This is a genomic window from Streptomyces sp. NPDC047869 (genome assembly GCF_040704065.1).
Taxonomy (GTDB): domain Bacteria; phylum Actinomycetota; class Actinomycetes; order Streptomycetales; family Streptomycetaceae; genus Streptomyces.
In genome coordinates this window covers 55,690-68,726 of sequence record NZ_JBEYRK010000010.1, presented here as the reverse complement: position 1 = coordinate 68,726, position 13,037 = coordinate 55,690, and the positions used below count along the sequence as shown (strand labels likewise).

General features: G+C 73.6%; 8 protein-coding genes. 1 reads left to right on the top strand and 7 read right to left on the bottom strand.

Annotated elements, in window-relative coordinates:
• Positions 1-15: 15 nt before the first annotated feature.
• The 5 genes from AB0924_RS15410 to AB0924_RS15390 form a co-directional block, all read right to left on the bottom strand.
• Entirely contained in the window at positions 16-1,239 is a 1,224-nt protein-coding gene (locus AB0924_RS15410) for an MFS transporter (protein ID WP_358934145.1), read from the bottom strand.
• A gap of 119 nt (positions 1,240-1,358) precedes the next feature.
• Entirely contained in the window at positions 1,359-2,399 is a 1,041-nt protein-coding gene (locus AB0924_RS15405) for a LacI family DNA-binding transcriptional regulator (protein WP_366911633.1), read from the bottom strand.
• Positions 2,400-2,464: 65 nt separating this feature from the next.
• Positions 2,465-4,906, bottom strand: coding sequence for a glycoside hydrolase family 3 C-terminal domain-containing protein (locus tag AB0924_RS15400; RefSeq protein ID WP_366911632.1), 2,442 nt, complete (start codon positions 4,904-4,906; stop codon positions 2,465-2,467).
• 31 nt (positions 4,907-4,937) lie between these two features.
• On the bottom strand, positions 4,938-6,692 hold the full coding sequence (locus AB0924_RS15395) for a discoidin domain-containing protein (RefSeq protein WP_366911631.1): 1,755 nt from the start codon (positions 6,690-6,692) through the stop codon (positions 4,938-4,940).
• Between the two features lie 76 nt (positions 6,693-6,768).
• On the bottom strand, positions 6,769-7,836 hold the full coding sequence (locus tag AB0924_RS15390) for a DUF1996 domain-containing protein (RefSeq protein ID WP_358934028.1): 1,068 nt from the start codon (positions 7,834-7,836) through the stop codon (positions 6,769-6,771).
• A 296-nt stretch (positions 7,837-8,132) separates the two neighbouring features.
• On the opposite strand from AB0924_RS15390, the gene AB0924_RS15385 reads away from it, so the two are divergent.
• Positions 8,133-9,935, top strand: coding sequence for a coagulation factor 5/8 type domain-containing protein (locus tag AB0924_RS15385; RefSeq protein WP_366911630.1), 1,803 nt, complete (start codon positions 8,133-8,135; stop codon positions 9,933-9,935).
• A 30-nt stretch (positions 9,936-9,965) separates the two neighbouring features.
• On the opposite strand, the gene AB0924_RS15380 is transcribed toward AB0924_RS15385, so the two are convergent.
• Positions 9,966-10,523: an XRE family transcriptional regulator gene (locus AB0924_RS15380; protein ID WP_358934024.1), complete on the bottom strand. Its 558-nt coding sequence runs from the start codon at positions 10,521-10,523 to the stop codon at positions 9,966-9,968.
• A 13-nt stretch (positions 10,524-10,536) separates the two neighbouring features.
• Entirely contained in the window at positions 10,537-13,023 is a 2,487-nt protein-coding gene (locus AB0924_RS15375) for a helix-turn-helix domain-containing protein (protein ID WP_366911629.1), read from the bottom strand.
• Positions 13,024-13,037: the final 14 nt, after the last annotated feature.

The window sequence follows — 13,037 nt, the reverse complement described above, 5'->3', positions numbered from 1 at the left end:
CGCGCGGCGCCTCGGTCAGCGGTCGGAGGCCCGGGACAGGGTGCGGCTCACCCGCAGGCCCACGGCCGCGACGAGCAGGACCGCGCACCCCGCGAACACCAGCCCGGCGCCGCGCAGCCCCAGCGCCGACGTCAGGGCTCCCACGCCGACGACCGGCAGCGAGATGCCCACGTAGGCGACGACGAAGAACGCCGAGATGGTGGCGCCCCGATGGGCCTCGGGCGCCGCGGAGCTGACCTCGCTCAGGCCGGCACGGAACGCCATTCCCTGGCCGGCGCCGCCGGTCAGCGCGCCGGCGAGCAGCACCGGGAAGGACGTCAGCAGCAGCGACAGCGCGATGAGGAGGAGTCCGGCGACGAGCACCGCGCATCCCCAGGGCAGGGCCCGGCGCGCTCCGATCCGGCCCATGAGGAGCTGTCCGCAGGTGGAGGCGCAGAACACGCAGAAGACGACGGCGCCGGCGACCGCCAGGTTGTGCTCCTTCAGGGTCTGGTCGAGGAAGGCCGGGGCGACCGCCGTGAACAGCCCGAGCATGGAGAAGCCGGCGAAGGCGGCGAGGGCACAGGGCGCGAACACCCCGCGCACCTCCGGCGGCACCGTCATCCCCTGGGGCCGCAGCGACCCTCTCGGATGGGAGCGGCGGACGGTCTCGGGAAGCAGGCGGACGACCACGGCCGCCGCCGCGAGCAGCGCGAGATGGACGGCGAACGGCAGCTTCAGCGGCTGCGGCGCGTACTGGGCGAGGATGCCGGACAGCAGCGGGCCGAGCCCCAGCCCGCCCATGTTGGCCGCGGTCGCCGCGAACCCGGCCCGGGCATGCCTGCCCGGCGGGGCCAGTTCGAGGACGGCCGCGGTGCCCGTGCCGCTCAGCAGCCCGGCCGACAAGCCCGACAGCACCCGGCCCGTGTACAGCAGCGGCAGTCCGCCCTCGGCCAGGAAGCACACCGCGCTGAGCGCCGACAGCCCCAGCGCCGCCAGCAGCACCGGCCGCCGCCCCAGCACGTCGGAGAAGCCACCGGCGATCAGCAGGGCGGTGATGACACCGACCGCGTAGGCGGCGAACACCACCGTCACGATGAGTTCGGAGAAGCCGAGCTGCTGCCGGTACAGCCCGTACAGCGGTGTGGGCAGGGTGGTGCCGAGCATGCCGACGGCGAAGACGGCCGCCGCGGCCAGGTATCCCGGCCGCCGTCGGTCCGCCCGCCGGTCCTGCCCGCGGTCCTCTGTTGCGCTACTGATCACACTCCACCTTAGGCACCGGGCGCCCGGCCGCCGCGTACCGGTGATCGCCCGTCCGGGGACCCGGCGCGGTTCCGGCCCCGGGCGGCCGGCCGGCCGGGGCCGACCGGGGGCGTCCCCTAGGCCGAGTCCCGGACCACCAGCTCCGGGTCGAACACGACCGAGGTGGGGGCGGTGCGGGTGCCGTGGATGTGCTCGTCGAGCAGCCGGGCCATGTCGGCCGCCATGTCCTCCACGGGCTGGCGGACGGTGGTGAGCGGGGGCCGGCAGGTGGCGGCGACGGTGGAGTCGTCGAAGCCGACCACCGCGACGTCCTCGGGCACCCGGCGGCCGCGTTCGCGCAGCACCTGGCAGGCTCCCTGGGCCATCAGGTCGTTCGCCGCGAACACCCCGTCCAGCTCCGGGTGTTCGGCCAGCAGGTCGGTCATGGCGGCGACACCGCTGTCCAGGGTGAAACCACCCTCGGCGACGGGCACGTAGGGGTGGCCGTGGCGGGCGAGGGTGTCGCGGAAGCCGGCCAGCCGCTCCTGGCTCGCGGCGACCGCCAACGGGCCGCAGATCGTGGCCAGTCTGCGCCGGCCGCGGACGAGCAGGTGTTCGGCGGCGAGCCGGCCGCCGTCCCGGTGGGCCAGGTCGACATAGCTGAGCGGGACCGGGCGGGAGGGACGGGCGAAGAGCACCGCGGGCAGCCGGGCCTCGGCCAGCAGGGCGGGCAGCGGGTCGTCGGCGTGGCTGGAGACGACCAGCGCGCCGTCGGCCCGGCCCTGCCGCAGATAGGTCAGCACCTCCTGGCGGGCCACAGGGGACTCGGCGAACATCAGCACGGGGTGGACCGAGCGCGGCCGCAGATGACCCACGATCCCGGCGACCACCCGCCCGAAGAAGGGGTCGGCGAACACCCGGGCGGCGAAGGCCGCCTGGGCCTCGTCGGAGGTCTCCCCGGCACCGGACACGACCAGGGCGACGGTCTCGGCCCGCCGGGTGACGAGGGAGCGGGCGGCCCGGTTGGGCGCGTACCCGGTCCGGTGGATGGCCCGGCGGACCACCTCCTGGATCGCCGGGTCCACGTTGCGCACGCCGTTGACGACCCGGGAGACGGTCGCCCGGGACACACCGGCCTCCCGGGCGACGTCCTCCAGGGTCGGGGCCTGTCTGCTCATGCCCGCACCCTAACGGCCCGGCGGCCGGCGCGGGTAGAGCGCTCTCCATACCACCGCGTGGGCGCTCAGACCCGGTCGAGCACGTCCACCTCCAGGCTCAGGGGCAGGTCTCCCGCCGAGCGTCCGGCGAGTATCCGGCAGGGTCCGGGTTCCGTCCGCCAGGCCTTCGCGCGGACGTCCCAGTGGCACAGGGCGCGCGCCGGGATCCGCACCTGTGCGACGGCGCTCTCCCCGGGCCGGGCCCGTACCGCCGTCCAGCCGGCGAGCCATCGTTCCGGGTGGCCGACGGTGGTGGGGCGGGAGCGGGCGAGGTAGATCTGCACGACCTCCCGTCCGGCGCGCGTGCCGGTGTTGCGCAGCCGCACCCGTACGGTGAGGTCCGCCCCGGCCGGCGTCCGCTCCGGGCCCGACAGTTCCTCGTACTCCCACGTGGTGTAGCCGAGTCCGTGCCCGAACCAGTACGCGGGGGCGCGCCGGGCGCGGAGCCAGCCGCGGTGGCCGACGTGCACGCCCTCGTCGTAGGAGAAGCGGCCGGCGTCCGGCCGGGTGCGGGTGACGGGGGCGTCGGTAAGCGCGGCGGGCCAGGTGGTGGGCAGCCGCCCGCCGGGCTCGGTCCGGCCGAGCAGTACGTCGGCCAGGCCACCGCCGGCCTCCTGGCCGGGGAACCAGGCGAGCAGCAGCGCGCCGACGTCGTCCCGCCAGGGCAGTTCCACCGGGCCGCCGCTGTTGACGACGGCCACCGTGCGCGGGTTGGCCCGGGCGACCGCGCGGACCAGGGCGTCCTGTTCCGGGCCGAGACCGAGGTGCGTGCGGTCGCGCCCCTCGGACTCCTGCTGCTCGCCGGTGCCGACCACCACCACCGCCACGTCCGCCGCGCGCGCCGCCCGGGACGCGGCCGCGAGGGCCTCGGCGGCGTCCGGCGCGGGGGGTTCGGCGCCGACGACGGTGGCCCGGCCGGTGCCGGGGGCGAGTTCCCGTCGGGCGACCAGCATCGGAGTCGTACCGCGGGTCAGTCGCGCCGTGACGACCTGGGTGGGCGGATTCACATGGATGACGGCCGGGTCGTCGGTCGTGGCTGCGAACTCGCCGTCCAGCAGCGGGAGTCCGTCGAGGTGCAGGCTGAGGCGACCGAATCCGGCGATGCCGATCCGCCAGGAACCGGAGGTGCGGGGGTGCAGCCGTGCGCTGATCTCCACGGTGTGCGCGCCGGGTGGCAGCGGTGGCTCCGGCTGCCGTCCGCCGCGCCGGTGCCCGGCGTACAGCTCGGCACCGGAGGCGTCCAGGACGCGGAGCAGCACACCGGGGGTGGCGGTGCGCGGGTCGGCGGCGAGGGTCATGTCCAGGGGCGGGGGCGGCCCGTCCGGGGCCGGTCCGGGTACGTGGACGACCCGGGCCCGGCCGCGCAGACCGGCCCGGATGCCGTCCAGCAGTGGGACCTCGTCCTGGGGGAAGACGCCGGCGCTGCCGCCGCCCTGGGTGCGGGTGCGGGCCGCGGGAGCGCCGATGACGGCGACCCTGCCGAGGCGTCCCGGGTCCAGGGGCAGGACGCCCCGGTTGGCCAGCAGTACGGCCCCGGCCGCGACCGCCCGCCGGGCCAGGACCCGCGCCTGCCGGGACCGCGGCAGCGGCCGGGCCGGGCGGTCCGGGCCGCCGAGGACGCCGCACCAGGCGGCGAGACGCAGCAGCCGGCGCACCTTGCCGGCCACGGCCCGCTCCTCGACCTCGCCCGCCTCCACGGCCCGGGCCAGTGACTCGCCCCACTCCCCCGCCGGGCCGGGCATCTGAAGGTCGAGACCGGCGCGGGCGGTGTCGAGGGTGCCGCGCACCGCGCCCCAGTCGGAGACGACGACGCCGTCGAACCCCCACTCGTCCTTCAACGGCGTGGTCAGGAGTTCGTGCGCGGTCATGGTCGTGCCGTTCACGCGGTTGTACCCGGCCATCACCAGCCGGACGCCCGCCGCCACCGCCGCCTCGAAGGGCGCGAGGTGGACCTCGCGCAGCGTCCGCTCGTCGATCGACGCGTCGACGGTCAGCCGGTCCGTCTCGGCGTCGTTCGCCACGAAGTGCTTGGCCGTGGCGGCGACTCCGTGTGCCTGGATGCCGCGGATCAGGGCGGCCCCGGTCCGGGCGGTCAGCAGCGGGTCCTCCGAGAAGCACTCGAAGTGCCGCCCGGCCAGGGGGCTGCGGTGCAGATTGAGGTTCGGGGCGAGGACGACGTGCACGCCCTTGCGCCGGGCCTCCGAGGCGAGGAGGCCGCCGAGTTCCTCTACCAGCGGTTCGTCCCAAGTGGCGGCGAGCGCGGTGGCCGAGGGCAGCAGGACGGCGGTGTCGCGCTCGTCCCAGCCCTCCCCGCGTACCCCCGCCGGGCCGTCCGACAGTACCAACTGGCCCAGTCCCACGCAGGGTTCGGCCGCCGTGCGCCAGGTGGTGGCGCCGGTCAGCAGACGGACCGCGGTCCGCAGGGTCAGCTTGTCGAGCAGCCGGTCGAGTTCGTCCTCGTCGGCCATCCTCACCCCCTCCTTCCGCCGGCCGACCGGGTCAGCCGTAGACGCCGAACTCGTACAGCGAGTAGCCGTAGCCGGTGCCGCGCGCGGTGCCGTTGACGCGCACGTAGCGGCCGGTTCCGGAGACGTCGAAGTCGTCCACGCCGCCGTTGCCGTCCGTCACGGTGCGCACGGTGCGCCAGTTCCGCCCGTCGTCCGAGGTCTGCACGGTGTAGGCCTTCGCGTACGAGGCCTCCCAGACCAACTGGACGTGCCGGAACGAGGTGCGGGTGCCGAGGTCGACCTGGAGCCACTGCGGATCGCTCCAGTCGCTCGCCCAGCGGGTGTTCTGGTTCCCGTCGACCGCGTTGGCGGCCGGGCACGGGCAGTCGCCGTAACCCGGCTGGTACGAGGAGGCGGTGGCGGGCTTGCCGAGGGCGAGGTTCGTGCCGCTCGGGGTGGGCGGGACGACCCGGACGGACCGGGTCTCGACGCCGACGTTGCCGTGGCCGTCGGTCACCTTGACGTACACCTTCCATACGCCGGGCCGGTCGGGCGCGGTGACCCTGAGGCGGCCGCCGCCGAGGTCGGTGAGGGGCAGCGGGGTGAGGTCCTTGCCCTTGTCGATGTACATGCTGTTGTCCAGGACCTCGTAGGAGAGCGCGTCCCCGTCCGGGTCGGTGGCCCGCACGGCGAGGATCAGGTCGCGGCCCGCCTGCACCCGGCCCGCGTCGCCCTCGACGGTCAGGTCGGAGACGACCGGCGGGGTGTTGTCGTGGGAGGTGTCGCCGCCGTAGGCCCGCTTGACCGCGTAGTACGACAGCCGCTTCTGGCCGGCGGGCAGCAGGTTGAACCAGATGCCGCCGAAGTCGTACTCGGTGCCGTAGTGAAACATCGTGGCGCCGAGGGCGACTCCCCGGTGCCCGGTGACGCAGCCCCAGGCCCGGGTGTACCCGTCGGCCTTGGCGCGGTCCCCCGGCTCCAGGGGCACCCCGTTGGCGTCGTCGGGCACCTCCCACTCACCGGCCGGTCCGGTCTCGGTGATGATGTACGGCTTGGTGTAACCACCCTTCTCCCAGGCGGATTCGACGTCGCAGACCGCGTTGTAGGAGTTGACGGCGTACAGGTCGAGGTCGGGTGCGTTCCTCTTGAAGTACGGCCAGGCGCCGGCCCAGGCGTCGGTGGAGGTCACCGGGTGGCCGGGGTCGACGGCGTGGATCCGTTTCGCCACGTCGTTCACGAAGGAGGTGTAGGCGTCGCGCTGCCGTTCCAGCTCGGCTCCGCCGTAGCAGTTCTGCAGGCCGAGCACCGACTCGTTGCCGACGTCCCACATGAGGACACCGGGGTTGTCCTTGTAGGTCCGGACCCACTTGGGGAACTCGTCCAGCATCTGGTTCTTGTAGGCGGTGTCCGTCAGGTAGTTCACGCAGCCTCCGCTGCCCGGTCCGCCGCCGGGCTGCAGCCAGAACCCGGCGATGACCTTGACTCCGTGCGCGGCGGCGGAGTCGAACAGCGGCTTGCTGGAGGCGTCGGTCCCCCAGGTGCGGATGGTGTTGACGCCCATCGACTTCAGGTCGGGCAGGTACCTGTCGGCGTCCGCCGTGGACGGGCCCCAGGTCAGGCCCTTGATCTGGTACGGCTTTCCGTCGACGGTCAGCTGCCAGTCGCCCTGGGTGCCGGTCACCTTGACGACGCTGCCGGCCGCGTGGGCCTGCGCGGCCGGCAGGGCGGTGAGGGCGCCGACGGTCAGCACGCCGGCGGTGAGGGGCGCGGCGAGGCGGCGCGCGCGGGTGCGGGGTGGTGGGGTCATGGTGTGGGGTCTTCCGGTGTGTGAGGGGGCAGGGTCTTTCGTCTGGATCAGGCCGGCCTGATCCAGACGAGAGGCCCTAGGGGAGGCGGTAGTCGGTGCCGAGGGCCGCGCCCGCTTCCGGGTGCGTCTCGTCGAAGCCGCGGGCGTCGCACTGGAGTCCGCCGACGACGCAGTGGTCGGTCAGCGCCTTGAGCGTGCGGTCGTCCCAGGCGTTGAAGAAGTCGTAGTGGAAGCTGTGGCCGGGGCCGCTGGCCAGCCGCACCTTCGACATGTCGCCGTTGACCGGGAACGCCATCTTGAACTCGATCATCGGCAGCGCCACCGGATGGCCGGCGGGGCAGATGTTGTCGTTGGTGCCGGGCTTCACCACCGGGTAGGACATGTGGCTCTTGTGGTCGGGGGTGTCCAGGTACCTGCCGTCCCAGCAACTGGGTGCCTGGAAGCGGATGTTGAGCTGGACGTCGGGCCGGGAGGGGCAGCTCGCCGGGAACTCGGTGTTGAAGAAGCTGTCACCGCACTCCCAGCCCTCGACGAAGCCGGGGTGGCGGCGGAACTCGTCGGCGCTCTGCATGGGGCTGCCGACGACGAACCGCAGCCCCTTGGGGAAGGGCCGGACGCTGGTGTAGTCGGTGACGCCGGCCTTGTAGTAGATGACCTGCGGTCCGGCCGGCAGGACCGGCTTGTCCCCGTTGTAGAGGGTGGGCATCCAGTAGCCGGAGAGGTCACCGGGGGCCTTGCAGGTGGTGCCGCCCGCGCTCAGGGTCGCGGTGGTACTGCTCGCGTTCGTGGTGGTGTTGCCCATGAACGTGTGGTCGTGGGACTTGCCGGGCTGCTGCGGATAGACGATCGGGTCGTCCGGCCTGGTGTGGCTGACCGAGCAGTTGGCCTGGAACTCGTGGAAGTAGCGGTGCGGGGGGTTCTGCGTCGACGGGGTGACGCCGGTGACCGGGGGGTTCGCGGGGATGTAGCCGTCGCCGTCGGGGTCCTCGGGTGAGGAGGCGGTGGACAGCGCCATCGTGTGCCCGGTGTGCACGACGGCCTCGGAGGGCGTGGAGGACGCGGCGACTCCGCCGAGGCCGAGCGGGGTCAGCAGCAGGGCGGAGGTGATGAGCGCGCCCGAGAGGATCTTCGATCTCCGTGACATACGGACTCCTCGCAGGGAGGTGGGGGCTGAAGGTCGTACGGATCGGGAGAGCGCTCTCCCACCGCTGGAGTGTTGGGGCGGTGACGAGAGGTGTCAAGGGGATCGGTCAAAGGATCAATGATGCCCGTTCGCTCACTTCTCGAAGCCATGGGTGGGGATGTGACGGTCACTCAGCAGCCCTGTAGGGAAATCCCGTCGTAACTCTTGACGCATCGTTCACGCCAATGAAGCATCCAACGTCGAGAGAGCGCTCCCATGCCCCGCATCGTTCACTTCCTGAACCAGGAGAGCCGCGCATGCCCCCCTCCTCCCCCACCTCCCCTTCATCGCCGTCCTCGCCGTCCGTCGGCCGCCGGACCGTTCTGGGCGCCGCGGCGGCGGCCGTCCCGGTGCTGGCCGGTGCGGCCGCCCCGGCCGGCGCCGCGACCGGGCGCCGCAGGTCCCCGCGCGCCCTGCCCGGTGGCGGCGACCTCGGCCCGAACGTGCTCGTCTTCGACCCGGCGACGCCCGGCATCCAGGCCAGGCTGGACGAGGTCTTCGCGAAGCAGGAGTCGGCCCAGTTCGGCACCGGCCGCTACGCGCTGCTGTTCAAGCCCGGCACGTACAACGGCCTCAACGCCCAGATCGGCTTCTACACCTCCATCGCGGGCCTGGGTCTGTCCCCCGACGACACGACCATCAACGGTGACGTGACGGTCGACGCGGGCTGGTTCAACGGCAACGCCACGCAGAACTTCTGGCGTTCGGCGGAGAATCTGGCCCTCGTCCCCGCGAACGGCACCAACCGGTGGGCGGTCGCCCAGGCGGCGCCGTTCCGCCGGATGCACGTACGGGGCGGTCTCGACCTCGCGCCCTCCGGCTACGGCTGGGCGAGCGGCGGCTACATCGCGGACAGCCGGATCGACGGCCAGGTCGGGCCCTACTCGCAGCAGCAGTGGTACACCCGCGACAGCGTCATCGGGAACTGGCTCAACGGCGTGTGGAACATGGTGTTCTCCGGCGTCCAGGGCGCACCGGCACAGGGCTTCCCGAACCCGGTGTACACCACGCTGGACACCACCCCGGTCTCCCGCGAGAAGCCGTTCCTGTACGTCAGCGGCAGCGAGTTCCGGGTCTTCCTGCCGGAGAAGCGGACGAACGCCCGCGGGGTGACCTGGGGCAACGGCACGCCGAGGGGCACGAGCGTGCCGCTGTCGCGGTTCTACGTCGCCAAGCCGGGCGTCAGCGCGGCCACCCTCAACCAGGCGCTCGCGCAGGGCCTGCACCTGCTGCTGACGCCCGGCGTCTACCACGTGGACCGGCCGATCCAGGTCGACCGCCCGAACACCGTGGTCCTGGGCCTCGGTTACGCCACGATCGTGCCCGACAACGGGAGCACGGCCCTGGAGGTCGCCGACGTCGACGGCGTGCGGCTGGCCGGGTTCCTCGTCGACGCCGGGCCGGTCAACTCCCGGACGCTGCTGGAGATCGGTCCGGCGGGTGCCGCCAAGGACCACTCGGCCAACCCGACCACGGTGCAGGACGTCTTCGTGCGCATCGGCGGCGCGGGTGCCGGCAAGGCGACCACCAGCATGGTGATCAACAACCGGCACACCATCGTCGACCACACCTGGGTGTGGCGCGCCGACCACGGCACCGGCGTCGGCTGGGAGACCAACCGTGCCGACTACGGCGTGGTGGTCAACGGCGACGACGTGCTCTGCACCGGGCTGTTCGTGGAGCATTTCAACAAGTACGACGTGCAGTGGAACGGCCAGCGGGGCCGCACGATCTTCTTCCAGAACGAGAAGGCGTACGACGCCCCGAACCAGGCCGCCGTGCAGAACGGCAACATCAAGGGCTACGCGGCCTACAAGGTCGGCGACAACGTCACCGCGCACGAGGGCTGGGGCCTGGGCAGCTACTGCTACTACAACGTCGACCCGGGCATCGTGCAGCACCACGGCTTCTCCGCGCCTGACCGACCCGGCGTGAAGTTCCACGACCTGCTGGTCGTCTCGCTCGGCGGCAACGGGCAGTACGAGCACGTCATCAACGAGACGGGGGGCCCGACCTCGGGCACGTCGACGACACCGTCCACGGTGGTGTCGTACCCCTAGGCCCCCGGCGCGCGGAGGCGGCGGGCGGGGCTACAGGTCGAACTCCACGTGTTCGAGGTCGGTGAACTCCACCTCGAGGCCGTGGGCGCGGCGGCCGCTGTCGCGGAAGTAGACCTCGCCCAGTGCCTCCGCGGCGATCTCCCGCAGCCGGTCCTCGCCGGCCCCCGCCTCCTGCGCCTCGAAGAGGCGGGCGGCGTGCCTCGGGGGCAGGGCCAGGGTGAGGTGGCGCAGCCGGGCGTCGTCCGTCGAGCCGGGAGCGGCCGTGTACCCGAACCGCGCGCGGGTGTCGATGACGATGCCGGTGCTGGTGGCCGCGGTCCGCCTCGCCCTGGCGCGGATCTGGGGCTGCCAGCGTCTGGCGACCTCGCGCTCCATGCGCTGCGCGAGGTCCGGCCTCGGATGCCGGATCTGGTCCTTCACATACCGTTCGACGGTGCGCTGGGTGATGCCGAGCAGTTCGGCGACCCGTCCGGTGCTGCCCCGGTGCTGCCGGACCAGGTAACGCATCCTGGCCCCCGCGGACTTGGGGAGGGGGCGGGTGAACGCGCCGCGCACCGCCTTGTCGAGCCCTTCCCCGACCGTGTCCATCGGTTTCCCTCCCCTACTCTCCGTCGTCGTGGGCGGTGACCTCGCCCGTCTTGATGTAGCGGGCGAGGTTGAGGTTCGTGCCGTACTTCTCGCGTACTTCCTCCGCCCACAGGGTGGTCCGGGTGCCCTCGTGCTTGACCATGCCCGGGGACACCCCGAGCCGGAAGCCGCCGGGCACCGTCTTCCCGTCGGCGTCGTAGGGCAGGACGTCCAGCGGTGAGGGGCCGTCGGCCGCGTACACGGCGCAGTCGGACAGGACCGCCACCGGGTAGCGTCCGGTGGCCGCGGCCAGGGCGAGCATCTTGCGGTGCATGTTGACGCGGGCGCGGGAGATGACGGCGGCGCGGATGTCGGGGCGCCAGGTGGGCCGCGCGAGGGCGGGCCACGCCTGTCCCGGTTTCCAGCCGCCGCCGCGCGCCCGTTCGCGCAGCTTGCCGATGCCGCCCTTCACGGTGGACTTGACGGCGTCCAGAACGATGGCCAGCTCCGGGTCGCGCTCCTTGCAGCCGTCCATCGCGGACAGGAACCGCTCCGGGGGCAGCTTCTCGGCCACGCCCAGGTCCGCCATGGTGCCGACGTAGGCGTCCCGGAGCCGCTTGTACCAGGGGTCCAGGAATCTGCCCTTGTCGTGGCGCACCCAGGCTTCGAGCGGGGCGACCTCGTAGCCGAGTTCCACCGCGTACGCCACGGTCGGCGTGGCGTACCAGGCGGGGCCGGCCGGGCGTTCGCCGGACGGTGTGAAGGGGCTGGGCAGCAACTCGCCCGCCAGCCGCCGCCATTGCCTGGCCACCAGGACGTGGGAGAGGTCGACGTGCGAGAGGTCGACCAGCCAGGAGCCGGGCAGCGCGGGGTCGAACTCCGGGTCGGTGACGTGCACAGGGGGCGCCGCGAGTCCGACGACCGCGCCGTTGGCGGCGGCGCCGAAGGCGAGGTTGACGTCGATGCCGACCAGGTGGCGCCGCATGCACTCGTCGTCGGTCAGCTCACGGGCCCAGTCGTACGCCTCCTCGAACAGCATCTCGTCGGGGCCGCGCTGGTGGAATCGGGGCAGCCCGGCGAGCAGCGGATGCCCGTCGGGCGCCTCGCACGGGGCGCAGCCGACGGGGTCCTCGCCGAGCGAGCCGGGCCGGTGTTCCTTGTGCCGCCTGCCGTCCGCGTCGGGTTCACTGGCCCGGGTGGGCGGGTTCAGCGCGGTCATCAGCTCCAGACCGGTCACGGCGGTGGAGCCGCGCGGTGTCATCACCCGCCGCGCGTAGGTGCCGAGGACGCGGGCCAGTTCCGCCGGTTCGAGCTCGGCGGCGTGGCGCCAGGACCGGGGGTCGAGCGCCCCCCAGGACGGCAGGCAGAGCTGAACGCACTGCCTGCGGCCGCCCTGGGCGGGGCGGTAGATCCGCGCCCAGGGGCCGAAACCCCGTTTGGTGAGCCGCCAGTCGGCGCGGTCGAGCTGCCCGAGCACCTTGTGCCCGTCCGGGAGGCGCCCGGCGAGCCGCTCCTCCTGGGACAGCGTCGCCGGCAGCCCGTACCGCCGGCACGCGGCCCCGGTGAGCACCAGGAGCGGGTCGGCGTCCTTGCCCGAGCCGTGCAGCCGCGCGGCCCCGAGCCGGGCCTCCGCCAGCGTCCATTCGACCAGCGAGGGCAGCGACTTGGCGGGCACGTCGACGACGAGGCCCCCGACCCCGTATCCGGTCACCTTCCGGTCCTCACCGGCATCGATCACGAGCAGCGGCCCGTGCGCGTAGGGATCGGCGCCGGGCGCGGAGCGTGCTTCCCTCTTCACCCCGGGCCGCGTCGCCGCCCCGCTCCCCGGCACCGGTGACCGGGGCGCACCCCCGGCCGGCCGGGGCACGCCGGTGGCACGGGACGCCGGGGCCGGGGCGCCGGGCCGACGGGGCGCGGCGGACTCGGGCGCCGGGGCGGTACGGGGGACGGGAGCGGGAGCGGGAGCGGCGGCTGAATCGGGGCTGACGACGGTGTCGGACTCGGCAGCGGCCCCATGACCATCGGCGGGTCGAGGCGTTGAGGCAGTCCTCCTCCCGGCGGCGACCGCGGTGGCAGCGGGCGCGGGCACACCGCTGGAGCCCGGCGCGGTGTCGGCCCCGCGATAGGCGGCACCCTTGGGCCCGCCGGCATGCGTGGGCCCAGTCCCGGCAGCGGCTTCGGGCCCCCCGGCATGCGCGCGCCCGGTCCCGGCAGCACCCTCCGGTCCCTCGGCATCCGTGGCCCCCGCGGGGCCCGCCAGGCCCCCGGTGTCCGCAGCGTCGGCGGGGTAGAGCTCGGCGAGTTGCCTCAGCAGGCGGGCGTAGGCGTCGCGTTCCGGGGGGCGGGGTTCGGTCCGGCCCGCTTCCCAGCCGCTGACGGTCGCCCGCCGTACCCGCAGCGCGGTGGCCACCTCGTCCAGAGTGAGGCCGTGGGCATGGCGCAGCCTCCTGCGTTCGGCCGGCGACGGCAGCGGAGCCCGGGACGCGACCAGTGCGTCGATGGCGTCGAACAGCTCGGACATGCGGCACCTCCTGC